Source organism: Streptomyces sp. CS113 (genome assembly GCF_002188365.1).
Classification (GTDB): domain Bacteria; phylum Actinomycetota; class Actinomycetes; order Streptomycetales; family Streptomycetaceae; genus Streptomyces; species Streptomyces tendae.
Map to the genome: position 1 here is coordinate 2,222,509 of NZ_KZ195574.1, position 22,881 is coordinate 2,245,389.

Annotated in this window: 23 protein-coding genes; 5 read left to right on the forward strand and 18 right to left on the reverse strand. The window is 72.4% G+C overall.

Features of this window, described 5'->3' with window-relative positions; genetic code table 11:
• Positions 1-6: 6 nt before the first annotated feature.
• Entirely contained in the window at positions 7-660 is a 654-nt protein-coding gene (locus B9W62_RS09545; protein ID WP_087806770.1) for a response regulator transcription factor, read from the forward strand.
• Between the two features lie 70 nt (positions 661-730).
• Here the strand turns inward: B9W62_RS09545 and B9W62_RS09550 are convergent, their stop codons facing one another.
• The 4 genes from B9W62_RS09550 to B9W62_RS09565 are packed head-to-tail and all read right to left on the reverse strand — an operon-like array spanning position 731 to position 6,032.
• Positions 731-1,051 carry a RedY protein gene (locus B9W62_RS09550; protein ID WP_087806771.1) on the reverse strand — a complete coding sequence of 107 codons (321 nt, stop codon included), beginning with the start codon at positions 1,049-1,051 and terminating at the stop codon, positions 731-733.
• A gap of 25 nt (positions 1,052-1,076) precedes the next feature.
• Positions 1,077-2,252: an L-prolyl-[peptidyl-carrier protein] dehydrogenase gene (gene redW, locus B9W62_RS09555; protein WP_087806772.1), complete on the reverse strand. Its 1,176-nt coding sequence runs from the start codon at positions 2,250-2,252 to the stop codon at positions 1,077-1,079.
• Positions 2,249-5,176 (reverse strand): polyketide synthase, encoded by a 2,928-nt coding sequence (locus B9W62_RS09560; RefSeq protein WP_087806773.1) that lies wholly within the window; start codon positions 5,174-5,176, stop codon positions 2,249-2,251. The genes redW and B9W62_RS09560 overlap by 4 nt, the downstream gene beginning before the upstream one ends.
• A gap of 49 nt (positions 5,177-5,225) precedes the next feature.
• Positions 5,226-6,032 carry an AfsR/SARP family transcriptional regulator gene (locus B9W62_RS09565; protein WP_179235412.1) on the reverse strand — a complete coding sequence of 269 codons (807 nt, stop codon included), beginning with the start codon at positions 6,030-6,032 and terminating at the stop codon, positions 5,226-5,228.
• 576 nt (positions 6,033-6,608) lie between these two features.
• Between B9W62_RS09565 and B9W62_RS09570 the strand changes: the two genes are divergently transcribed.
• Positions 6,609-7,280 carry a potassium channel family protein gene (locus B9W62_RS09570; RefSeq protein WP_087806774.1) on the forward strand — a complete coding sequence of 224 codons (672 nt, stop codon included), beginning with the start codon at positions 6,609-6,611 and terminating at the stop codon, positions 7,278-7,280.
• Entirely contained in the window at positions 7,280-7,960 is a 681-nt protein-coding gene (locus B9W62_RS09575; protein WP_087806775.1) for a potassium channel family protein, read from the forward strand. The genes B9W62_RS09570 and B9W62_RS09575 overlap by 1 nt, the downstream gene beginning before the upstream one ends.
• 113 nt (positions 7,961-8,073) lie before the next feature.
• On the opposite strand, the gene B9W62_RS09580 is transcribed toward B9W62_RS09575, so the two are convergent.
• The 8 genes from B9W62_RS09580 to B9W62_RS09615 all read right to left on the reverse strand — a co-directional run bounded on the left by B9W62_RS09580 (position 8,074) and on the right by B9W62_RS09615 (position 15,530).
• The gene (locus B9W62_RS09580; RefSeq protein WP_087806776.1) at positions 8,074-8,886 is read right to left on the reverse strand and encodes a DUF3159 domain-containing protein; all 813 of its coding nucleotides are present in this window, start codon (positions 8,884-8,886) and stop codon (positions 8,074-8,076) included.
• A 3-nt stretch (positions 8,887-8,889) separates the two neighbouring features.
• Positions 8,890-9,288: an OB-fold nucleic acid binding domain-containing protein gene (locus B9W62_RS09585; protein ID WP_076976707.1), complete on the reverse strand. Its 399-nt coding sequence runs from the start codon at positions 9,286-9,288 to the stop codon at positions 8,890-8,892.
• Between the two features lie 94 nt (positions 9,289-9,382).
• On the reverse strand, positions 9,383-10,066 hold the full coding sequence (locus B9W62_RS09590; protein ID WP_087806777.1) for a response regulator: 684 nt from the start codon (positions 10,064-10,066) through the stop codon (positions 9,383-9,385).
• Positions 10,063-12,609, reverse strand: coding sequence for a sensor histidine kinase (locus tag B9W62_RS09595; protein ID WP_087806778.1), 2,547 nt, complete (start codon positions 12,607-12,609; stop codon positions 10,063-10,065). The genes B9W62_RS09590 and B9W62_RS09595 overlap by 4 nt, the downstream gene beginning before the upstream one ends.
• A 133-nt stretch (positions 12,610-12,742) precedes the next feature.
• Complete coding sequence (locus B9W62_RS09600; RefSeq protein ID WP_087806779.1) at positions 12,743-13,435, reverse strand: ABC transporter ATP-binding protein; 693 nt, start codon at positions 13,433-13,435, stop codon at positions 12,743-12,745.
• Between the two features lie 208 nt (positions 13,436-13,643).
• A complete protein-coding gene (locus B9W62_RS09605; protein WP_087806780.1) occupies positions 13,644-14,396 on the reverse strand; it encodes a DUF3710 domain-containing protein in 753 nt (250 codons plus the stop codon).
• A gap of 1 nt (position 14,397) precedes the next feature.
• Positions 14,398-14,949 (reverse strand): dUTP diphosphatase, encoded by a 552-nt coding sequence (gene dut, locus B9W62_RS09610; RefSeq protein WP_087806781.1) that lies wholly within the window; start codon positions 14,947-14,949, stop codon positions 14,398-14,400.
• On the reverse strand, positions 14,946-15,530 hold the full coding sequence (locus B9W62_RS09615) for a PaaI family thioesterase (RefSeq protein WP_087806782.1): 585 nt from the start codon (positions 15,528-15,530) through the stop codon (positions 14,946-14,948). The genes dut and B9W62_RS09615 overlap by 4 nt, the downstream gene beginning before the upstream one ends.
• Positions 15,531-15,587: 57 nt before the next feature.
• On the opposite strand from B9W62_RS09615, the gene B9W62_RS09620 reads away from it, so the two are divergent.
• The gene (locus B9W62_RS09620) at positions 15,588-16,052 is read left to right on the forward strand and encodes a DUF3093 domain-containing protein (RefSeq protein WP_087806783.1); all 465 of its coding nucleotides are present in this window, start codon (positions 15,588-15,590) and stop codon (positions 16,050-16,052) included.
• Between the two features lie 21 nt (positions 16,053-16,073).
• Here B9W62_RS09620 and B9W62_RS09625 read toward each other — a convergent pair whose 3' ends face one another.
• The 4 genes from B9W62_RS09625 to B9W62_RS09640 form a co-directional block, all read right to left on the reverse strand.
• Entirely contained in the window at positions 16,074-17,027 is a 954-nt protein-coding gene (locus B9W62_RS09625; RefSeq protein ID WP_087806784.1) for a hypothetical protein, read from the reverse strand.
• Between the two features lie 13 nt (positions 17,028-17,040).
• Positions 17,041-17,337, reverse strand: coding sequence for a DUF4193 domain-containing protein (locus tag B9W62_RS09630; RefSeq protein ID WP_003993510.1), 297 nt, complete (start codon positions 17,335-17,337; stop codon positions 17,041-17,043).
• Positions 17,338-17,742: 405 nt separating this feature from the next.
• Entirely contained in the window at positions 17,743-18,987 is a 1,245-nt protein-coding gene (locus B9W62_RS09635) for a sensor histidine kinase (RefSeq protein ID WP_087806785.1), read from the reverse strand.
• Positions 18,988-18,993: 6 nt separating this feature from the next.
• Positions 18,994-19,647 (reverse strand): response regulator transcription factor, encoded by a 654-nt coding sequence (locus B9W62_RS09640; protein WP_003993508.1) that lies wholly within the window; start codon positions 19,645-19,647, stop codon positions 18,994-18,996.
• A 427-nt stretch (positions 19,648-20,074) separates the two neighbouring features.
• Between B9W62_RS09640 and B9W62_RS40140 the strand changes: the two genes are divergently transcribed.
• On the forward strand, positions 20,075-20,248 hold the full coding sequence (locus B9W62_RS40140) for a hypothetical protein (protein WP_179235413.1): 174 nt from the start codon (positions 20,075-20,077) through the stop codon (positions 20,246-20,248).
• Positions 20,249-20,873: 625 nt separating this feature from the next.
• On the opposite strand, the gene B9W62_RS09650 is transcribed toward B9W62_RS40140, so the two are convergent.
• Together B9W62_RS09650 and B9W62_RS09655 are read right to left on the reverse strand one after the other, a co-directional pair.
• Positions 20,874-21,692, reverse strand: coding sequence for an inositol monophosphatase family protein (locus B9W62_RS09650; RefSeq protein ID WP_087806786.1), 819 nt, complete (start codon positions 21,690-21,692; stop codon positions 20,874-20,876).
• 8 nt (positions 21,693-21,700) lie between these two features.
• Positions 21,701-22,828: a ferrochelatase gene (locus B9W62_RS09655; protein WP_087806787.1), complete on the reverse strand. Its 1,128-nt coding sequence runs from the start codon at positions 22,826-22,828 to the stop codon at positions 21,701-21,703.
• Positions 22,829-22,881: the final 53 nt, after the last annotated feature.

A 22,881-nucleotide genomic window follows, 5' to 3' on the forward strand; every position in this document is an offset into this window, starting at 1 on the left:
CAACGTATGACGACCCGCGTCCTGGTGTGCTGCGACCGCGTCATCCTGGGCGAGGGAATGCGCGCATTGCTGGAACGGCACGACATGAAGGTGCAGGTGGAGACCACCCTGCGCGGCTCGCTTGGCACGGCGGCGGAGACCGGCCCCGACATCCTGGTCGGCGTCGCCCCGCTGTTCACCCTGGACAGCATCGACAAGCTCACGGAACTCGCGCGACTCGGCAAGACACTTCTACTGACCAAGCCCGAGAATACCCACCGCGCATTCGAGGCATTGCGCGTAGGAGTACGCGCCGTATTGTCGGCCGAAACATCGGTCGAAGAACTGGTGCACGTCATCAGAACCATCACCGAAGTGAACGCGATTATCGCTCCGGAAGAAGCGCAGGAGGCTTTGACGCGCTATTGGCGAAGCAGGGCTCCCAAGAATCTCCGCCCCGAACTGACCCCTCGGGAAACGGAGACACTGGTCTTATTGACCCAGGGAAAGACGAACACCGAGATGGCCACGTCCCTCTCCGTCTCGCCCACCACCGTCAGGTCCCACGTACACCGGGTCCTGCGCAAACTGGGTGCGGCGACCCGCGCGCAGGCCGTCGCCATCGCCTACGAGTCGGGCCTCCTGGGCCAGTGCCCGGGCTACGGCTCATCCACCCGCTGAAGGTGCCGGCGGGCCGTACGGCTTCACACTCCGTGCGGCCCCGCTCGCTCTCTGCTCCACGGCGCCTTTGTCAGGACCGTGCCTGGTAGCCGGGTTCCAGGAGTTCGCCACTCATCTCGTCGACGACCGTCGCCATCGTGTCGAACGCGGCGACCAAGTCCTGAAAGGCCTCCGTTTTCATGTCCCGGGAGAATTCGTCCGGCGTGGTCACCGAGATGCTCTCGAAGTAGTGGAATGGAGCGTCCCGTTCCGTGCTCACCCGGTGCACACCGAAGGCGCGCACACTCGGCAGTCGGGGACAGGTCGCGTAGTCGACCTCGCGGACCCAGGCCTCGAAGCGGGCCGGGTCCACTCCGTCGCGCAGACGAATGCGGTGGATGACGACGTCCATGTATCGGTTCTCCTTGACCGTGCGTTCAGCGGCGGGCCGCGGGGCGCCGGCGGCCGAGGCCCAGCGCTCGCGCGACGTTGTTCTTCTGGATCTCGTTGGTGCCGGAGAAGATCCGGGCGGGCAGCGCGTCCCGCAGCAGGGACTCCGCGTCCCCGTCCATGATCCCCAAGGCGCCTCGCAACTGGACGGCGTCCAGGCCGAGTTGGACGGCTGCCTCACTGACCGCGATCTTCGCGAGGGCCGGCCCGACGTCGTCCGCCGTGCCGTCGGCCAGTGACCGCGCAGCGCGGTAGAGCAGCAACCGGGCCGCCTCGTAGCGGCCCAGCATGTCGACGATCCGGTGGCTGACCGCCTGGAAGCCGCCGATGGGCGAGCCGAACTGCTCGCGGTCCCGGACGTGGTCCACGGTGGACTCCAGCACGCGGCGCATGGCTCCGAGGTAGGCCGCGAAGAGGCAGGTGCGCTCCCACTTCATCGAGGAGGAGAAGATGCTCGCCCCGGAACCTTCCGCCCCCAGCACCGCATTGGCCGGGACGAAGCAGTCGTCGAAGTGGACGTCGGCCGTCGGGGAGCCCCGCAGACCCACCTTGTCGTAGGGGCGTCCCACCGTGAGTCCGGGGGTGGAGGCCTCGACCAGGAACGTGGTCAGCCCGAAGAAGCCGCCCCGCGGATCGGTGGCGGCCTGCACCACGAACACGTCGGCCACGGGGGCGTTGGTAATGAAGCACTTGGAACCGCTGAGCACATGGCCGCCGTCGGCGGACCGGGCCCGGGTGCGCAGGTGCAGCGCGTCCGATCCGGCCTCCGGTTCGGTGATGGCGTGCGCGGCGATCCGCTCGCCGGAGCACAGGGCGGGCAACCACGCGGCGCGCTGTTCCGCGGTGCCGAACTCGACGATCGGCATGACGGCGGCGAACAGGTGCGCGGCGACGGAGAAGGCGAAGCCGGTGTCCGCGCAGCCGTGGCCGAGCGCCTCCATCGCGGCGGCCGCGGACACCGCGTCCAGGCCGCTGCCGCCGAACTCGCCCGGCACGGTGGTGCCCACCAGGCCCTGCTTGCCGGCCAGCAGCCAGCGCCGCCGGAAGTCCCCGGCATCGTCGAAGCGGCCGGCGGAGTCCAGCTCGCGCCGGGCGAACCGCACGACCATGTCCCGCATTTCCTTGGTCTCGGCGTCAAATCCGGCATCGAAATCGAAGTTCATCGCGTTGCGTCCGTGCCTTCCTCGATCAACAGGTGGTAATTGATGCCGCCGGTGCCGAACGCGCTCACCGCGGCGCGCCGCGGCCGGCCCGCCGGGGCGGGCCAGGGACCGGGCTCGGTGGCCACCCGCGCGGGCACGGCGTCCAGGGCGAGGTCGGGGCTGAGTTCCCGCAGGTTGACGCTGGGCGGCAGGGTGGTCCGCCGCAACGCCTGGAGCGTGCGCAGCAGTCCGGCCGCGCCGGCCGCCGCGAAGGTGTGGCCGAGGAAGGACTTGGCGGAGCCGATGTGCAGCGGTGCCGTACGCCGTCCGGTGCCGTAGACCTGTGCGGCGGCGGCGACCTCCACGCGGTCGCCGAGCCGGGTGCCGGTGCCGTGGGCCTCCAGGTAGTCCACCTCGTCCGGGCCGAAGTCGACCTGCGCGAAGGCCTGCCGTACGGCCTGTGCCTGGCCGTCGGCGTCCGGGGCGATCAGCGACTTCGCGTCGTTGGACGCGCCGACCGCGCGGAGCACGCCGAACACCCGGTCGCCGTCGCGGCGGGCGTCCGCCAGGCGTTTGAGCAGGAAGAGCGCGCAGCCGTCGCCCGGGGTGAAGCCGTCGGCGCCGGCGTCGAAGGGGGTGATTCTGCTGTGCGACAGCAGGCCCAGCGAGGAGCAGAGCACCATGTCCCGTGCGTTGCAGGGCAGTTCCACACCGCCGGCGACGGCGTAGTCGGCGCCTCCGGAGCGCAGCCGTCCCACGGCCACGTCGAGGGCGGCCAGCGAGGAGGCACAGGCGGCCTCCACCGCCACCGGTACCGCGTCCAGGCCGTGTTCGTTGCCGACGAGCGCGGCGATGCCGCTGGCGACACAACCGTCCCAGGTGGTCGGCAGGTCGACGGGGCCGGGCTCGCCGAAGCGGTCCCGCACCAGCTTGGTCACCGCTTCGACGTCGTCAGGACCCAGTGCGGCGAGCGCACCGAGGGAACGGACGTCCGCCTCCAGGTCGTCCAGGCACAGACCGGTGTGCAGCCGGCGTTCCCTGGACAGACCGAGATTGCTGCCGACGACGACGGTTCCGACGCCCTCGAGCGAGCGCGGGTCACGCCCGTAGCGGGCGAACAACTCGGCGGCCACGTCGAGTCCGAGGCGCTGGGCCGCGTCCGTCGCCGCGTACCGGTGCGGGGGGATGCGCAGCCCGGGGGGCGGCTCCGTCGGCACCGGGACGGGCGCGCCCAGGTCGGTGTAGCTGCGGCCGAGGGCGAGCGCGCCGGGTGCGTGGTAGAGGTCCCGGTCGAACGACTCGGCCGGCAGCGGCCCGATCCGGTCCCGCCCGGAGAGCATCGTCCGCCAGAACCCGTCCGCGTCGGGCGAGTCGGCGAAACGGCCGCCGAACCCGACGATCGCGATGGGCTCGGCCTCCCCCGCCCCGGTCTCCCGGCCCGTGGCGTACGCCGCCCCGCCCCGCACCCCACGGCGGGCCGTACCACCGGCCCGCCCGTCGCCGCGGTGCGTGTCGGCGTCCGGCTCCGGGGGCACAGGGCCGACCGGTGTGGCTTCTTCCAGGAGCACGTGGCAGACCGTGCCGGTCAGGGAGGCACCCACGACCGCGGCGCGGCGGGGCGTGCCGTCGGCGGACGGCTCCCAGGGCTCGGCCGCGCGGGGTACGCGGAACGGACCGGCCGTCGGAGCGGGATCCGTGCCGGGCCGCACCGGGGGAACGGTGCGGTGGTGCAGGGCCAGTGCCGCCTTGGTGACGCCGGCGAGCCCCGCGTTGGCGAACGTGTGGCCGAGCCGGTCGCGCACGGTGCCCACCGCCACCGAGTCCCGGGGCGCACCGGCGTGGATCCCGGCGATCGCGTCCTGTTCGGCACGCCCGACGGCGGCCGTGCCGTACCCGGCGCACTCGACGAGCCGTACGGACCCGGGTGCGACGCCCGCCGTCCGGTGCGCGGCCTCGGCGGCGGCCCTGCGGTGCGCGGCCGACAGCGAGTAGCGGAAGGTCCCCGGCCGCGCCTCGTGCCGCAGGGCGCAGTCCAGGACCGACGCGTACACCCGGTCGCCGTCCCGTTCCGCGGTCGAGCGGCGCTTGAGGAGCAGCGCCCCGAGCCCCTCCGCGAGGACGGGAGCGCCGGCGCCCGCCTCGCCGGGCCCGGCCGCGAACCCCTTGGCCGCCAGCGCCCGCCGCGCGAGACGGCCCTCGTCACGCTGTCCGACCACGACCAGCACGGCCTCGGCGAGCCCGGCGCGCAGGCTGTCCACCGCGTGCGCGAGGGCCAGGTACGAGGTGGCGTCCGCCGACTCGACGGCGACGGTGCGCCCGCGCAGTTTGAAGGCGGACGCGATGCGGGCCGGGATCGTACTCGCCATCTCGCCCACCCGGTCGTGCGGTGAGGCGCCCAGCCGACGCGACAGCACGTCGTTGAGTTCCTGTCCGGCGGCGCGCGCGTCGATGCCGGTGCCGCGCCGGGCACCGTCCGCGAGGACCTCCGCCAGGTCCCGGGCGTAGCGGGCGCCGTCGACGCGCAGGGCGTTGGCGTACTGCCGGTCCAGGCCGAGGCAGGTGCCCACGACGACGTCCGTGCGCTCGCGGGCCGCGCCGGAGCCGGTGACGTCGTCGAGGCACTGACGGGCCGCCTCCACCATGAGCAGTTGCAGGCGGGCCATGGAGGCGGCCTGGGCCGGCGGGATGCCGAACCGGGCGACGTCGACCTCGAGGTCGCCGAGCCGCCCCGGCGCCGATCCGGTGCCGGAGCCGGGCGTCGGGCCGTCGGCGAGGAGCAGCCGCCACAGCTCCGCCGTGCCGTGGGCCCCCGGGTAGAGCGCGGACATCCCGACGATGGAGATCGGTTCGGCGGGGCCCGCTGTGGCTGTGGCTTCGGCCTCGGCCTCGGCTTCGGCTTCGGTTATGGCTGAGTCGGTGACGGTGGCTGTGTCGTTGTCTGCCAACTTCTCGTTCCTGTTCACGTGGGCGCCGTCCGCGGCCGGCCCGGGGTCGTCAGGCGGTGAGCAGGCTGGTGTCGACCGGCGCGTACGGCTCGCGCCGCAGCGCGGAAGGCACCTTGAGGACCGGATCCTGGGCCAGGATCTCGGCGTGCCGCCGGCGCAGCAGCGCGCCCGGCTGAACCCCCAGCTCCTCGTCCAGCCGCTTCCTGGCCAGGTGGTAGGACTCCAGGGCGTCGCCCTGACGCCCCACCCGGTAGAGGCCGACCATCAGCAGTTCGCAGAACCGCTCGCGCAGCGGGTACTGCGCCACCAGCTGCTGGAGCATGGCGATCGCCTGGGCCTCGCCCCCGAGCAGGAACATCGCGCTCACCAGGTCCTCCAGGGCGGTGAGCCGACGCTCCTCGAACAGGGCCGCGGCACCCCGGCAGCGCCTGCCCTCTCCCGCGTCGATGAGGGCGGGGCCGCGCCACAGCCGCAGGCCGCTCTCCAGCAGTTCGACGGCGCGCGAGGGGTCGGCGGGGAGCAGGGAGGCGCCCTGCGAGACGAGTCGCAGGAATCGGTTGCCGTCCACGCGCTGCGGGTCGATCTCCAGCAGGTATCCGCCGAGCACGGAGCGCAGGACGCAGTCGGCCCGCTCGGGGCAGGCTCGTTCGTTGATCACTTTCCGGGCCCGCGCGGCATGCGCCTGGAGCGCGTTGAGGACGTTGTCGGGCGGGGTCGCGCCCCAGAGTTCATCCACCAGGTCCGCGAGCGACACGGCGCGGCCGGCGTCGATGGCGAGCGTCGCCACCAGCGTGCGGACCTTGCCGGCCCGGATCCCGCCACCGCTGTCCGGCGTGTTGATCGATACGGGTCCCAATATGTTGATTTCCACACATCCCCCGAAGTCGTACATGCTGTGTCCGTGGTCGTAGCGGTCGGCCGCGCGCGGCCGCACGCCCGGTCCGCCGGGCCGTCCTCGCGCGCACTCCCCGCACTCCCGTGAGCGGACGGGGGTGCCGGGTCGCGGGCGTGCTCGCTCGCCCTCCCCGCACTCCCGTGAGCGGACGGGGTGCCGGGTCGCGGCCGTCCGGACCGGCCCCGAGGGGCCGCCGCCCGGTTTTTGGCTGGCTCCCAACCAGTTTTCGAACCGGGGTCCATCGTGGCAAGCACCGCCCCACCCGTCATCCACCGAACGATCGGATTCCGGACTCAACACAGGACCGGCGCGGCCCGCCGCCACCGTCAAAGTGTTGAGGCGCGACCGCGCTCCGGTTCAACGCGGCTGAACGACGCGAACGAACCACCCCGCCGGGGTGCGGCGGCGACGGACCGGCATGATGGTGGCTGCGGCCTTCGGTGGGGGGCCGCAGATGTTTGCCCGTCGAGCCGAAAGAGGAAGATGAACGGGATGTTCACCGCGGTCAGAGGGCAGAGAAGAAGAGTGGTGTAAGCCGTGCACATTGTCATCATGGGTTGCGGGCGCGTGGGCTCAGCGCTCGCCCAGACCCTGGAGCAGCAGGGGCACACGGTCGCCGTGATCGACCGGGACCCCACCTCCTTCCGACGCCTCGGTTCCTCGTTCGGCGGCCGCCGGGTCACCGGCATCGGTTTCGACCAGGACACCCTGCGCGAGGCGGGGATCGAGGATGCCGGCGCCTTCGCCGCCGTCTCCAGCGGCGACAACTCGAACATCATCGCCGCCCGCGTGGCGCGCGAGATGTTCGGCGTGGAGAACGTCGCCGCCCGCATCTACGACCCGCGCCGCGCCGAGGTCTACCAGCGCCTGGGCATCCCCACCGTGGCCACCGTCCGCTGGACGGCCGACCAGATGCTGCGCCGGCTGCTGCCCGCGGGTGCCGAGCCGCTGTGGCGCGACCCCACCGGCGGCGTCCAGCTCGCCGAGGTGCACACCTCCTCGGCCTGGGTCGGTCACAAGATCAGCCGGCTCCAGGAGGAGACGGGCGTGCGGGTGGCGTTCGTCACCCGGCTCGGGGAGGCGATCCTGCCGTCCTCGCAGACCGTCCTTCAGGAGGGCGACCTCGTGCACGTGATGATGCGCACCGACGAGGTCGACAAGGTCGAGGCGGCGTTCGCCAAGGGTCCCGAAGAGGAGGGCGGTCACTGATGAGGGTCGCCATTGCCGGAGCCGGCGCGGTCGGCCGTTCGATCGCGGGCGAGCTGCTGGAGAACGGCCACGAGGTCCTGCTCATCGACAAGGCGCCGACGGCCATCTCGGTCGAGCGCGTCCCGATGGCGGAGTGGCTGCTCGCCGACGCCTGCGAGATCACCTCCCTGGACGAGGCGGCGCTCCAGCGCTGCAACGTCGTCATCGCCGCGACGGGCGACGACAAGGTCAACCTGGTCGTCTCCCTGCTGGCCAAGACGGAGTACGGCGTTCCGCGCGTCGTCGCCCGGGTGAACAACCCGAAGAACGAGTGGCTCTTCAACGAGTCCTGGGGCGTGGACGTCGCCGTCTCCACCCCGCGGCTGATGTCGGCCCTGGTGGAGGAGGCGGTGAGCGTCGGCGACCTGGTCCGGCTGCTGCGCTTCAGCCACGGCGACGCCAACCTCGTCGAGCTGACGCTGCCGGAGGAGTCGGCCCTGGCCGGCACCCAGGTCGGCGACGTCCAGTGGCCCGAGGACACCTCGCTGGTGACGATCATCCGCGGCACCCGGGTGCTGACGCCGTCCCGGGAGGATTCCCTGGAGGCGGGCGACGAGCTGCTCTTCGTCGCCGCGCAGGCCCGCGAGGAGCAGCTGGAGGACCTGCTGTCGGCCCGACGGCGGCCCGACGGCGCGGTCTGACCGACGCGACGCGGCCGACGTGACGGTACAGCCGACGCGGCCGACGTGCCGGTACGGCGGTGGGGCGCCCGGGATTCCGGGCGCCCCACCGCCGTACCGTCGCGTCCGGTCCGTCAGGTCTTGCGGTGCTTGCCGCCGCGCAGGTCCGCGGCCTCGCCGTCGGCCTCCGAAGGCCCGGGCAGGGTCTGGTCGGCCGTCGCCTGCTCGCGGCCTTCCCGCTCGGCCTTCGCCGCCTTCTCGGCCTCCTCCGCCGCCTCCATCTCCGCGAACACGTCGATGGGCGCCGGTGCCTTGGCCAGGAAGACCCAGGTCAGCCAGACGGCGAGCAGGAAGGGCGGGATCTTCAGGGTGACCAGGACCCAGCCGAGCTGCTCGGTGTCCGCCCACCAGTACAGCGGGAAGAGGATCGCGGACTTGGCGAGCAGGATGAAGCCCCAGGCGTAGCTCGCCTTGGTGTACGCCTTCTTGCGGCCCGGGTTTCGGGTGCGCCAGGAGAGGTTCTCCTTGAAGACCGGGCCGAGGATCAGGCCGATCAGCGGCACCCCGGCCAGCGAGGTGACGATGTACGCCAGCGCCAGGCCCAGGGTGTAGAGCATGCCCGGCAGATAGAAGTTCTTGGCGTTGTCGGTCATCATCGCGAAGACCACGCCGAAGGCGACACCGAAGACCCCGCTGAACGCGTGCTTGACGGTGTCCTTCATCACCAGCCGGACGACGACCAGCACCACCGACACGGCCAGCGCCGCGATCGCCGACATGTGCAGGTCGTTGTTGAGGGTGAAGATGGTGACGAAGAGCAGGCCCGGCAGCACCGTCTCGATCATGCCCCGCACGCCGCCGAACGCCTCGAACAGCGCGGCCTCCGTCACCGCCCGGGCGTCGTCGGCCTCTGTCGTCTCTTCGGTCGGCTTGTCGAGCGACGTCACCGGCTACTCCCGTCCGAGGGGTCTCAGTTCGTATTTCGGGTTGAAGAGCACCCGGCGGCCGTGGCTCATGGAGATCCGGCCCGATGCGATGAGCTTGCGCCCCGGCTCTATGCCCACGATGGAGCGTCTGCCCAGCCACACCACGTCCAGGGCGGCGGAACCGTCGAACAGCTCGGCCTCCAGGGCCGGAACGCCCGCGCGCGGTCGCAGGGTGACCGTGCGCAAGGTACCAGTAACCGACACGACCTGACGGTCCTGGCAGTCTCCGATGCGCGTACAGCCGGCGGTGTCGGCGTCCTCGCGCAGTTCCTCCGACTCCAGGTCCTCCTGTGACGAGGAGAGCCGGTCGAACATGCGCCGGAACCGGCCCACCGGCTTGTCGGAACGCGGAGCAGCACTCATATCTGAAGCGTACCGGGGCCCGCCGACAGCCATGCACCCCTGCCGGGACGGGATGGCGAGGCTCACTTCCCCCTCACCTGGCGTGCACGGCCTCTCACTTCTCGAAGCGGTATCCCATGCCCGGCTCGGTGATGAAGTGCCGCGGGTGCGCGGGGTCCGCTTCGAGCTTGCGGCGCAGCTGGGCCATGTAGACCCGCAGGTAGTTCGTCTCCGTCCCGTACGACGGCCCCCACACCTCCTGCAACAGCTGTTTCTGGCTGACCAGGCGCCCCGTGTTGCGCACCAGCACCTCCAGCAGGTGCCACTCGGTGGGCGTCAGGCGTACGTCCCTGCCGCCCCGGTGGACCTTCTTCGCGGCCAGGTCGACGGTGAACTCCGCGGTGTCCACGACCACCTCGTCCTCGCCGCCGGGGACGGGCTCGGCGCGGCGGACGGCGGCCCGCAGCCGGGCCAGCAGCTCGTCCATGCCGAAGGGCTTGGTGACGTAGTCGTCGGCGCCCGCGTCGAGCGCCTCGACCTTCTCGTCGGAGGAGTGCCGGGCGGACAGCACCAGGATCGGCACCCGGGTCCAGCCGCGCAGCCCCCTGATCACCTCGACGCCGTCCATGTCGGGCAGCCCCAGGTCGAGGACCACCACGTCGGGCTGCCGGGCGGCGGCGAGCTGGAGGGCGGTGGCGCCGTCGTGGGCGGCGTCGACCTCGTAGTGCCGTGCCTTGAGGTTGATCACGAGGGCCCGCACGATCTGCGGTTCGTCGTCGATCACGAGCACCCGGGTCATCGGGCGGCCTGCCTTTCTGCTGTCGCGGGACGGGAGGTCGGCGCGGACGAGCCCACCGCGCGGAGGGTGAGGACCATGGTGAGGCCGCCGCCGGGGGTGTCCTCGGCGTTCAGGGTGCCGCCCATCGCCTCGGCGAAACCGCGGGCCACGGCCAGGCCGAGCCCCACCCCGGCCCCGCGCGGGGCGTCGCCGTAGCGCTGAAAGGGCTCGAAGATGCGGTCCTTGGCCTCGTCCGGCACTCCCGGCCCCCGGTCCACCACCCGCACCTCGACGCGGTCGGCGAGGGCGCTGGCGGCGACCAGGACGGTCCGGTCGTCCGGACTGTACTTGACGGCGTTCTCCACCAGGTTGGCCAGCGCCCGCTCCAGGAGCCCGGCGTCCACGGCGACCATGGGCAGCGTCTCGGGGATGTCCAGCTCCGCGCTGCCCTCGGGGACGCCGCCGAGCGCCATCGGCGCCACCTCGTCGACGTCGATCTCGCGGATCAGCGGGGTGACGGTGCCGGTCTGGAGGCGGGACATGTCGAGCAGGTTGCCCACCAGGTGGTCGAGGCGGTCGGCGCCCTCCTCGATGCCTTCGAGCAGCTCCGCCCGGTCCTCCTCGGACCAGGCCACGTCGTCGGACCTGAGGCTGGTCACCGCGGCCTTGATCCCGGCGAGCGGGGTGCGCAGGTCGTGGCTGACGGCGGCCAGCAGCGCCGTGCGGATGCGGTTGCCCTCGGCCAGCGCGCGGGCCCGGTCGGCCTCCTCGCGCAGCCGGCGCCGGTCCAGGACCACGGCGGCCTGCACGGCGAAGGCGGCCAGCACCCGGCGGTCCTCGGCGGGCAGGACCCGGCCGGTCAGCGCGAGGGCCATGTGGTCGCCGACGGGCATGTCCACGTCCGCGTCCTCCGGGCGGTCGACCGGCGGTCCCGACCCGGCGCGCCCCGCGCAGGTCCAGGGCGCCACGTCGCCCTCCCGCTCCAGGAGGGCGGCCGACTCCATGCCGAAGGTCTCGCGCACCCGCTCCAGGAGCGTCTCCAGGCTGGTCTCGCCGCGCAGCACGTCCCCGGCCAGGAAGGACAGGATCTCCGACTCGGCGCGCAGCCGGGCGGCCTGGTGGGTGCGGCGGGCCGCGACGTCGACGACCGAGGCGACGGAGAGCGCGACGCCCACGAATATGGCGAGCGCAAGGATGTTCTTGGGGTCGGCGATGGTGATCCGGTTGACCGGAGGCGTGAAGAACCAGTTCAGCAGCACGGTCCCGACCGTGGCCGAGGCGAGCGCCGGGTACAGCCCGCCGAGCAGGGCGGCCGCGACGGTCAGCGCCAGGTAGAGCAGCACGTCGTTGGCGAGCCCGAGGTGGACGGTGCTGAGCAGCAGCGTCAGCAGCACGGGACCGCCCAGGCCCGCCAGCCAGCCCCAGACGATCCGGGACCGGCCGAGCCGCGCTCCCCTGGCCACCGGCAGCCCGCGCCCCTTGGCGACCTCCTCGTGGGTGACGATGTGGACGTCGAGGTCGGAGCCGGACTCGCGGGCGACGGTGGCGCCGACACCGGGTCCGAAGACGTACTGCCAGGTCTTGCGGCGCGAGGAGCCGAGGACGATCTGGGTGGCGTTGACGCCGCGCGCGAAGTCGAGCAGCGCGGCCGGTATGTCCTCGCCGAGCACGTGGTGGAAGGTGCCGCCCAGGTCCTCCACCAGGGTGCGCTGCACCGCGAGCTCCTTCGGGGACGCGGAGGTCAGTCCGTCGCTGCGGGCTATGTACACGGCCAGCACCTCGCCGCCGGCGCCCTTCTCCGCGAGGCGCGCGGCCCGCCGTATCAGCGTCCGTCCCTCGGGGCCGCCGGTCAGGCCCACGACGATGCGTTCGCGCGAGCCCCAGATCTTCGAGACCCGGTGCTCGCTGCGGTACTGCTGGAGGTACTCGTCGGCCCGGTCCGCGACCCACAGCAGCGCCAGCTCGCGCAGGGCGGTGAGGTTGCCGGGGCGGAAGTAGTTGGACAGGGCCGCGTCGACCTTGTCCGACTGGTAGATGTTGCCGTGGGCCATGCGGCGGCGCAGCGCCTGGGGCGACATGTCGACCAGTTCGATCTGGTCCGCGCGCCGCACCACCTCGTCCGGCACCGTCTCGCGCTGCCGTACGCCGGTGATGGACTCCACGACGTCGCCGAGTGACTCCAGGTGCTGGATGTTGACGGTGGAGACGACGTCGATGCCGGCGGCGAGGAGTTCCTCGACGTCCTGCCAGCGCTTGGCGTTGCGCACGCCGGGGACGTTGGTGTGGGCCAGCTCGTCCACCAGCGCCACCCGGGGGCGGCGGGCCAGCACCGCGTCCAGGTCCAGCTCGGTGAAGGCGGCGCCCCGGTACTCGATCTCCCGGCGCGGCACCTGTTCCAGGCCGCGCAGCATCACCTCGGTGCGTGCCCTGCCGTGGTGCTCGACGAAGGCCACCACGCAGTCGGTGCCCCGTTCGACGCGCCGGTGCGCCTCGGAGAGCATGGCGTACGTCTTGCCGACGCCCGGTGCCGCACCGAGGTAGATCCGAAGCTTGCCGCGTCCCATGGCCTCATTGTCTTCCGGTCTGCGCCGAGTGCGCAGCGTCGACCCTACGACCCGCAATCGCGGCAAAAGGGGCGGGGGTGTGGATGCCGGTCGTCCTTGACGGAACCCTGACGGCCGCCCGCTCCCGGTGGCGTCACTGCTCGACGATCTCCCCGTCGCGCAGCTCCAGCACCCGGTCGGCGAGGTCGAGCAGAGTGGCGTCGTGGGTGGCGACCAGTGCGGTGACCTGCTCGCTGCGTACGACGGCCCGCAGCAGCTCCATCACGGAGTGCCCGGTCTCCGCGTCCAGCTGGCCGGTGGGTTCGTCGGCGATCAGCAGCGCGGGGTTGTTGGCGAGGGCGCGGGCGATGGCGACCCGCTGCTGCTGGCCGCCGGACAGCTCGCCGGGGCGCTGGGCAGCGTGGGCGGCGAGGCCGACGAGGGAGAGCAGCAGCGCGACGCGCTCCTCGCGTTCGCGCGGGGCGGCCCGGCGCAGCCGCATCGGTACGCCGACGTTCTCGGCGGCGGTGAGGATCGGGATGAGCCCGAAGGACTGGAAGACGAAGCCGACCCGGTCCCGGCGCAGGGCGAGCAGCCCGTCCTCGTCCAGCTCCGCGAGGTTCCGGCCGTCGACCTCCACCCGCCCGGCGTCCGGGGTGTCGAGGCCGCCCACGATGTTGAGCAGGGTGGTCTTCCCGGACCCCGACCGCCCCTTGAGGGCGACCAGCTCCCCGCGCGGCACGTCGAGGGAGACGCCGCGCAGGGCGTGCACGGCGGCGCCGTCGTGGCCGTACGACTTCCGCACGTCCTGGACGCGCACCATGGTCTCCGTGACCACCTGGCTCATGTGGTGCCCTCCCCCGTCGCGCCCGGTGAACCGCGCCAGTATCACCAACGGGGGCGGGCGGATACAACGGCCGCGGCAGTTGCTTCCGGCCGCGGCCGCTGCTTCGCCCGCGGCTCGTCCCGTCCGTACGGCGAGAGGGCCGCGTCCCCCTGGGGACGCGGCCCTCGTGGCACGCGTACGGCGAAGAGCGCCCTGCCGGGGCCCTCGCCTAACGGACCTCGGTGATCTCCGGTCCGCGCTGGAGCTGGCCCATGCCGCCGGCGAAGCGGGAGCCCTCCTCCTGCTGGACACCTTCGGGGACCATCTGCGCGTCGTTCGGCAGCTTCAGGACGATGGGGTCCCTGGGGGCCATCGGGCCCTCGCCGCGGACGACGACGGTGTCCCGGAAGATCTGCTCCAGCAGACCGGCGGCCTGCGGCTGCACCGCGCCCTGGCCCGAGATCACCCCGCGCAGGAACCAGCGGGGCCCGTCCACGCCGACGAACCGCACGACCTGGAAGCCGGCCGTGCCGTCCGGCAGCTGCACCGGGACCTGGGCCCGCAGCTCCCAGCCCAGCGGACCCTCGACCTCGTCGATGATGCCGCCCTGCTGGGTGATGCCGGAGCCGATCTCCTCGCGCACCTCGCCCCAGATGCCCTCGCGCTTGGGCGCGGCGAAGCCCTGGAGCTGGATGGCGCTGTCGCGCAGCACGACGGTCGCGGCGACGATCGCGTCGCCCGCGACCTCCACCCGCAGTTCCATGCCGTCGACCCCGGGGATGAACAGACCGCCCAGGTCGACCCGGCCCTCGCCCGGGTCGCGGACCTCGGTGCTGTCCCAGGGCCCGTCGGGGCGCGGCTCGGGCTCGAGCCGCACGCGTTCGCGCTCTTCGTCCGCCTCGGTGTCGACGCTGTCGACGACCTGCTCGGTCTCGCCGGCCGCGTCCTCGGCGGCGTCATTCTTCTTGCGACGTCCGAACACGTCACTGTCCTTCCCGGTCGGATACGACCGAAGCGTATCGATTCCCACCCGTCGGGCCGCCTTCGGCGACCTGACCGCTTGTGCCGCTTGCGGGGTCCAGCCCGGCGTGGCCGCCGGTGGACCCGAAGCCCCCCTCGGCCCGCGCCGAGTCGGGAAGTTCCGCGACCTGACGGAAGCGGACCCTCTCGACCTGCTGGACGACCAGTTGGGCAATCCGGTCGAAGCGCTCGAACCGCACGCTCTCGCGCGGGTCGAGATTCACCACGATCACCTTGATCTCCCCACGGTACCCGGCATCAATCGTCCCCGGGGCATTCACCAGGGCGACGCCGCAGCGTGCGGCCAGTCCGGAACGTGGGTGCACGAAGGCCGCGTACCCCTCGGGGAGTGCGACAGACACGCCGGTGGGCAGGACGGCACGCTCGCCGGGCGCCAGCTCGCAGTCGACGGTGGTGCGCAGGTCGGCGCCCGCGTCGCCGGGCTGCGCGTACGCCGGGAGCGGTACGTCGGGGTCGACGCGGCGGATCAGCACCTCGAGGTCGGCCCGGCTCACGGGTTCACCTCGAAGGCGCGGGCGCGGCGGAGCTGGTCGGGGTCGTCCATGGCGGCGCGGATCTCCTCCTCGCGGCCGTTCTGGACGAAGTGCTCGACCTTGACCTCGATGAAGAGGGCGTCGGCGCGGACGGCCACCGGGCCGTTGGGGCCGCCGATCCGGCCGGTGGCGGTGGAGTAGATCTTCCGGCCGGCGACCGCGGTGACCTCGGCCTCGAGGTACAGCGTCGTGTCCACGGGCACCGGCCGCCGGAAGTCGGTCTCCAACCGTCCGGTCACGGCGATGGTGCGCAGCAGCCAGTTGAGGGAGCCCAGCGTCTCGTCCAGGGCGGTGGCCAGCACGCCGCCGTGCGCCAGGCCGGGGGCGCCCTGGTGGGCGGGGCGGACGGTGAACTCGGCGGTGATCGACACGCCTTCACCCGCCCGCGCCTGGAGGTGCAGTCCGTGGGGCTGGTCGCCGCCGCAGCCGAAGCACTGCCCGTAGTGGGCGCCGAGCAGCTCGCCGGGAGCGGGCGCGTCGGGGTGCCGTACGGGTTTCACGGCGTCGGCGGGGGGCTGAAGACCTGGGGAAGTACCACTCACAGGCGCAGACCTTACCCGCGCGTCGGCCGAACACCGATACCGTGCCAAGCTTGCTTCATGCAGCTCTCCACGGCCCCGTACGAAGAACGACTCACCGCGCCCCGCTCCTGGTGGCTGGTCTCCTTCCTGGTGGGGCTGGCGTTCGCGCTGATCCTGCTGCCCTTCGGGACGCTGCCGATGCTGGGCGGCCTGGCGGGCGGCACGGCGGTGGCGGCGGTGGCGGCCAGTTCGTACGGCGCGGTCCGCATCCGGATCGTGGGCGACTCGCTGGTCGCGGGCGAGGCGAAGGTGCCGCTGGCGGCGCTGGGCGAGGCGGAGATCCTCGACCCGGAGGAGGCGCGCGCCTGGCGCACGTACAAGGCCGACACCCGGGCGTTCCTGCTGCTGCGCGCCTACATCCCGAGGGCCGTGCGCGTGCTGGTCACGGACCCGCAGGACCCGACGCCCTACCTGTACCTGTCGACGCGCGAGCCGGAGCGGCTGATCGAGGCGCTGACGGCGGCGAAGGCGGCGGCCGCGTAGCACGAAAGCGCCTGCCGCGGGTCAGCGCTCGTCTTTGCCGAAGTTTTCCCCGGGGCCGACGGAGCCGGGCCCGCTCCCCTTGGTGATCTCGCCCATGTCCAGGGCGTCCTGCGGGCGTTCCAGGGCCGGGAGGTCGTCCAGGGCGCTCCAGGCGACCTGCTTCTTGCGCAGGTCGGCACGGATTCTGGCGGCCAGCTTTCTGGTGTCGCGGCGGTTCATGACGGCGCCCACGGCCGCGCCCACCATGAACGGCATCAGGTTGGGCAGGTCGCGCACCATCCGCTTCATGATCTGCTGGCGCAGCTGGCGTTTCATGTGGCTGTTCATCGCCGAGCCGAGGGTCGACGGCTTGGACACGTCTACGCCGCGTTCGTCCGACCACGAGTTCAGGTACGCGGTGCTGCGCTGGGCGAGACTGCCGGGCGGGCGCAGGCCGTAGACCTCGTGGAGTTCGGCGATCATCTTGAGCTCGATCGCCGCGACGCCGGTGATCTCGGCAGCCAGTTCGGTGGGCATCGCGGGGGGTACGGGCAGCATCGCCGCCGCTCCGACGCCCGCTCCCACGGTCGCCGTGCCCTTGGCCGCGCCGGCCACGAGCCGGTCGGCGAGCTCTTCGGGGCCGAGGCCCGGGAACTGCCTGCGCAGCGCCGCCAGGTCCCGTACGGGCACGCGCGGGGCCAGGTCGATGATCCGGTCGGCGAGGTGCCCCAGGGCAGCCCTGGCGCGGGCGCCGCCGTTGCGGACCCCCTGTCCCGCCTTCTCCCGGAACGCCGCTGCCCGGCGCCGGGCAGCGGGTGCCGGCGGCCTGGTGGTCGCCGGGAGGTCACTCCGGTCGGCCACTGGTTCGAGCGGGGCCTTCCCCGTATCGGTCGGGCCCCGCTCGTCGTCACGCGCGCTGTACGGACCGTAGGACGGCCCTTGGTCCGCTCCTCGTCGGGAGAAACGGCGCTTCCAGGGAGGGGTCGAGCCAGTCACGGCCGACCCCGCCTCAGTCGCAGTCGCGGCAGATCGGCTGGCCGTTCTTCTCCCGGGCCAGCTGGCTGCGGTGGTGGACCAGGAAGCAGCTCATGCAGGTGAACTCGTCCTGCTGCTTCGGCAGTACACGGACGGCCAGTTCCTCGTTCGAGAGGTCGGCGCCGGGAAGCTCGAGGCCTTCCGCGGCCTCGAACTCGTCGACGTCGACGGCCGAGGCGGACTTGTCGTTCCGCCGGGCCTTCAGCTCTTCGAGGCTGTCCGAGTCGACGTCGTCGTCGGTCTTGCGTGGAGTGTCGTAATCGGTTGCCATGGTCGCTCTCCCCCTCTGGGTGTCTGCGGTGTCTTCAGCGCACGTAACGCGTGAGAGGCCGGACTTGTGCCCGACCTGAGGCGGAGATTTTGCCTCACATCAAGGTCTGTTACTCAATCGACACCCAACCGGACTCCTCACGAGTGATCGGCTTGGATGGCGATGGGGACCGTACACGGTCCGAATGCCGCACTTCAAAGGCGTCTCACCGTGTACTTCCCGTGATCAGGGCCCCTGAAAACCGGGATTTTCCCGGCTTTCCGACAGGGTGCATGATCACGGAGAGTAGAGGGCGCGAAAGCCTCCGCTGTGATCGATCACACACGCGACTCCAAGGCCGGTGGCCTGGAAATTCCGCTCAAAGCGAACATCCTCGGGTCTCGGTGCGATGTCGGGGTCATGATCTCAGACGGGCAGCGTCACCCGCATCACGAGCCCCCCGCCCTCGCGCGGCTGGGCGTAGATGTGCCCGCCGTGCGCCCGGGCCACGGACCGCGCGATGGACAGCCCGAGCCCGACGCCCTTGTCGCTGCCCGTCCGCTCGGTGCGCAGCCGCCGGAACGGCTCGAAGAGGTTGTCCACCTCGTACGCCGGGACGACCGGGCCCGTGTTGGTGACCACCAGGACCGCCTGGCCGTTCTCCACGGCCGTGGTGACCTCCACCCAGCCCTGTTCCGCCACGTTGTAGCGCACGGCGTTCTGGACCAGGTTCAGGGCGATCCGCTCCAGCAGGACTCCGTTGCCCTGGACCACCGCGGCCTCGCGGCTGCCGCGGATCTCCACGCCCTTGCTCTCGGCCTCGCCGTGCACCTGGTCGATGGCCTGGCCGGCCACCTCGGCGAGGTCCACCGGTTTGCGCTCGACGATCTGGTTGTCGCTGCGGGCCAGCAGCAGCAGGCCCTCGACCAGCTGCTCGCTGCGTTCGTTGGTCGCCAGCAGCGTCTTGCCGAGCTGCTGGAGCTCCACCGGCGCGTTCGGATCGGACAGGTGCACTTCCAGGAGGGTGCGGTTGATCGCCAGCGGCGTGCGCAGCTCGTGGGAGGCGTTGCCGACGAAGCGCTGCTGGGCGGTGAAGGCCCGTTGCAGCCGCTCCAGCATGTCGTCGAAGGTGTCGGCCAGCTCCTTCAGCTCGTCGTCCGGGCCGTCCAGCTCGATGCGGCGGGAGAGGTCGGAGCCGGCCACCGCGCGCGCGGTGCGGGTGATCCGGCCCAGCGGCGACAGGACGCGTCCGGCCATGGCGTAGCCGAAGGCGAAGGCGATCACGGCGAGGCCGAGGAGCGCCAGCAGCGAGCGGCTGAGCAGGTTGTCCAGGGCGACCTTGCGCTGGTGGTCCATGCAGTCGCTGATCGCCGCGTTGAAGTCGGACAGCGACAGGTTGCCGTTGTCGACCACGGGACAGGTGCTGCTGGAGACCTTGAGGTCGGCGAAGTCGACGATCTTGTACAGCGGTTCGTTGCCGGTGCGCACCGCCTGAGCGGCCAGCAGGTAGATGATCGACAGCAGCAGGATGCCGGCGATCAGGAACATGCCGCCGTACAGGAGCGTGAGCCGTATCCGGATGGTGGGGCGCAGCCACGGCAGGGGCGTGGCCGAGCGCGGGTCCCACGTGGGCTTGGGGGGCGCCCCGGGGGGCGCGGGTGTCGTCGCCACGGCCGCTCAGATCCGGTAGCCGGAGCCGGGGACGGTGACGATGACGGGCGGCTCGCCCAGCTTGCGGCGCAAGGTCATGACGGTCACGCGCACGACGTTGGTGAACGGGTCGGTGTTCTCGTCCCAGGCCTTCTCCAGGAGCTGCTCCGCGGAGACCACGGCGCCCTCGCTGCGCATGAGGACCTCGAGGACGGCGAACTCCTTGGGCGCGAGCTGCACCTCCTTGCCGTCGCGGAAGACCTCGCGGCGATTCGGGTCCAGCTTGATCCCGGCGCGCTCCAGGACGGGCGGCAGCGGCACGCTGGTGCGCCGGCCCAGGGCGCGCACGCGGGCGATCAGCTCGCTGAACGCGAAGGGCTTGGGCAGGTAGTCGTCGGCGCCGATCTCCAGGCCCTCGACCCGGTCGCTGACGTCGCCCGAGGCCGTGAGCATGAGCACGCGCGTGGGCATGCCCAGCTCGACGATCTTGCGGCAGACGTCGTCGCCGTGCACGAGGGGAAGGTCGCGGTCGAGGACGACCACGTCGTAGTCGTTGACGCCGATGCGTTCCAGGGCGGCCGCACCGTCGTACACGACGTCGACGGCCATGGCCTCCCGGCGCAGTCCGGTGGCCACCGCATCGGCGAGCAGCTGCTCGTCCTCGACGACGAGTACGCGCACGTCGCTTGTCCTTCCTGTGTCCACCCGCGTAGCGCTTCTCGGACGCACGTGGGCAGGGGGCTGGTGGGTGTGTTGCCTCCATCCTGCCCTTTTCGGCCATAAGTCGGCTGTAAGCCGGGTGAGGGGCCGGTGACGAAGATCGGCGAAGAAGGGCCGCCGCAGCGGGAATGCGAGATTTTCTCGCGCGGTTAAGGTTTCCGCGAAGGGGAGCTGGGGGAGGACGGCTTTACACCCCGCGATCACGCTCTGCCTGTACCGCGTTACCGCGCGGTACGCCGCGGTCCGCTTCCGCAGAGCGGGCGTGGGTGTCCGGCACGGTCGCCGCCCGGCAGGGCAGCGCTGGGCACTCCACCGGAGGCGTGATCGCCCCTTCCGATCGGCACACCCCCGTGCCAACGACCCACGACCCAGGACGAGGGGGCGCAGCATGGACGCTTTCACCGCAGGACTTCTGCAGCGCATAAAGACGACCGAGTCCGACCTGTCCCGGGCCCGCGACGAGGGCGACGAGTTCCTTGTCGAGGTGGAGCTGGGCGAGCTCGACGATCTGCGCCGTCTCGCTGCCGAGCACGGTGTGGAGGTCAGCGCGACCAGCGCCTGATCGGCCCGCGAAGAACGAGGCCCCGGTGGGATCCAGCACCGGGGCCTCGTCATGCCCGGCCCCGTGTCGCGGTTCGCGGTGTGCCCCGGCGACCACGGAGTACGGGCAGCACGGGTGGGGCGGCCGGGGCAGGCCGGGCGGCGCGGCCGGGCGGAGTGGCTGCCCGATCCGGCCCGGCGGGGGACACGCCTGAGCGGTCTCCGGAACCACGTGAGCCGGGGGCCGCCGAACCTCGCCCGGCAAGCGGGCGGCGGGGGCACGGAGAGGCGGTCCAGATCCACGTGCCTGACCGTGCGGCCGAGGGGCCGAGGGGCCGAGGAGCCCGACCGCAACCACCTCCGCCGGCCCGCTCGTGGGCCCACGACGCGATGTGACCGGACGCGGAACCGACCGCGGAGCCGAGCGCCGAGCCGACCGCGCGAGCATGCCTGCGGCGGCCCGCTCGGGCGGGGCGGCGTGACGCCCCGCACCACCCGGCGGGGCGGCGTGACGCGGCCCCGCACGCGTCGGCGCAGCCTTTCCGCTCGGGCACCCGGCACGCCCCGCGGGGCGCGCGGGCACGGCGCCGGGCGACGGCACTCCCCCGGCGGAGACCGATGCCGCCCTCCGCACAACCGCCGGAGGCCTACGCCCCGAAGTCCGTCAGGAGCCGCTGGAGGGGTTCGAAGACGGCCGGGGTGGCGGCGATGGTCAGGGCGCCGGTGGGGCGCTCACCGGGGCGTCCACCGGTCACCGCGCCCGCCTCACGGGCGATCAGGTCCCCCGCCGCGAGGTCCCAGGGGTGCAGCCCGCGCTCGTAGTAGCCGTCGAGCCGCCCCGCGGCCACGTCGCACAGGTCGATCGCGGCCGAGCCGCCGCGCCGGATGTCCCGCACCAGCGGGATCAGCCGCCGCGCGATCTCGGCCTGCTCCGCGCGGACGTCGGCGACGTAGTTGAAGCCGGTGGAGACCAGCGCCTGGTCCAGCGGTGCGGCGGACCGGCAGGCGAGCTTCCGTTCGCCCTCCCAGGCGCCGGTCGCCCAGGCGCCGCCGCCCAGCACCGCGTGGTAGGACTCGCCCCGCATCGGCGCCACGACCACACCGGCCACCCGCTCGCCGTCCTGCTCGGCGGCGATGGAGACCGCCCAGGTGGGCAGCCCGTAGAGGTAGTTCACCGTGCCGTCCAGCGGGTCGATGACCCAGCGGATGCCGCTGGTGCCCTCCGTGGCGGCGCCCTCCTCGCCGAGGAAGCCGTCCTCGGGGCGGCGGTCGGCGATCAGCCCGGTGATCAGCTTCTCCGCGGCGATGTCCATCTCGGTGACCACGTCGATGGGGCTGGACTTGGTGGCGGCGACCGCCAGGTCGGCCGGGCGGCCGTCCCGCAGCAGCTCGCCCGCGCGGTGGGCGGCCTCCTGGGCGATCTTCAGCAGGTCGGCACGGAGCGGATCGGGCGTCACGTCGGTCACGGGGGTCCTCACGCGTAGGGGCTGTCGGCGCCCGCGGCGGCGGGCCGGGGGGCACGGGCGGGGCAGCAGCCGACCGGGCACAGGTTGTGGCTCGCGCCGAGGGCGCCGAGGGCGCAGGGCGCGACCTCCTGCCCGCGCTCGTCGCCCGCCCGCTCCAGGACCAGGTCGCGGACGGCCGCGGCGAAGCGCGGGTCGGCGCCCACGGTGGCCGAGCGGCGCACCGGCAGCCCCAGCTCCTCCGCCTTGGCGGTCGCCTCCGTGTCGAGGTCGTACAGGACCTCCATGTGGTCGGAGACGAACCCGATGGGGGCCATCACGACCGCGGGGGCGCCGGCCGCCTGCCGCTCCTCCAGGTGGTCGCAGATGTCGGGCTCCAGCCACGGGATGTGCGGGGCGCCGGAGCGCGACTGGTAGACGAGCTGCCAGGGGTGGTCGACGCCGGTGCGCTCGCGGACGGCGTCGGCGATCACCTGCGCCACGTCCAGGTGCTGGCGCACGTACGCCCCGCCGTCGCCGTGCTCCTCGACCGGGCCGGACGTGTCGGCGGCGGAGGTGGGGATCGAGTGGGTGCAGAACGCGATGTGCGCCCCGTCCCGCACCTCCTCGGGCAGCTCGGCCAGGGACCGCACGACCCCGTCGACCATCGGCTCGACGAAGCCGGGGTGGTTGAAGTAGTGCCGGAGCTTGTCGATCTTCGGCAGCTCGATTCCCTCGGACTCCAGGGCGGCGAGGGCGTCCGCCAGGTTCTCGCGGTACTGGCGGCAGCCCGAGTAGGAGGCGTAGGCGCTGGTGGCGAGGACCAGGATGCGGCGGCGGCCGTCGCCGGCCATCTCGCGCAGGGTGTCCGTCAGGTACGGCGCCCAGTTGCGGTTGCCCCAGTAGACGGGCAGGTCCAGGCCGTGCTCGGCGAAGTCCTTGCGCAGGGCGTCGAGCAGGGCGCGATTCTGGTCGTTGATGGGGCTGACGCCGCCGAAGAGGAAGTAGTGCTGTCCGACTTCCTTGAGGCGTTCCTTGGGGATGCCGCGCCCGCGGGTCACGTTCTCCAGGAACGGGACCACGTCGTCCGGGCCCTCGGGGCCGCCGAACGAGAGCAGGAGCAGGGCGTCGTAGGGGCTGGCATCGAGCACGTCTGGCATGCCCCGATCCTGCCACCCGGCACTGACAGCGGGGAAACGGCGGGGTACCGACC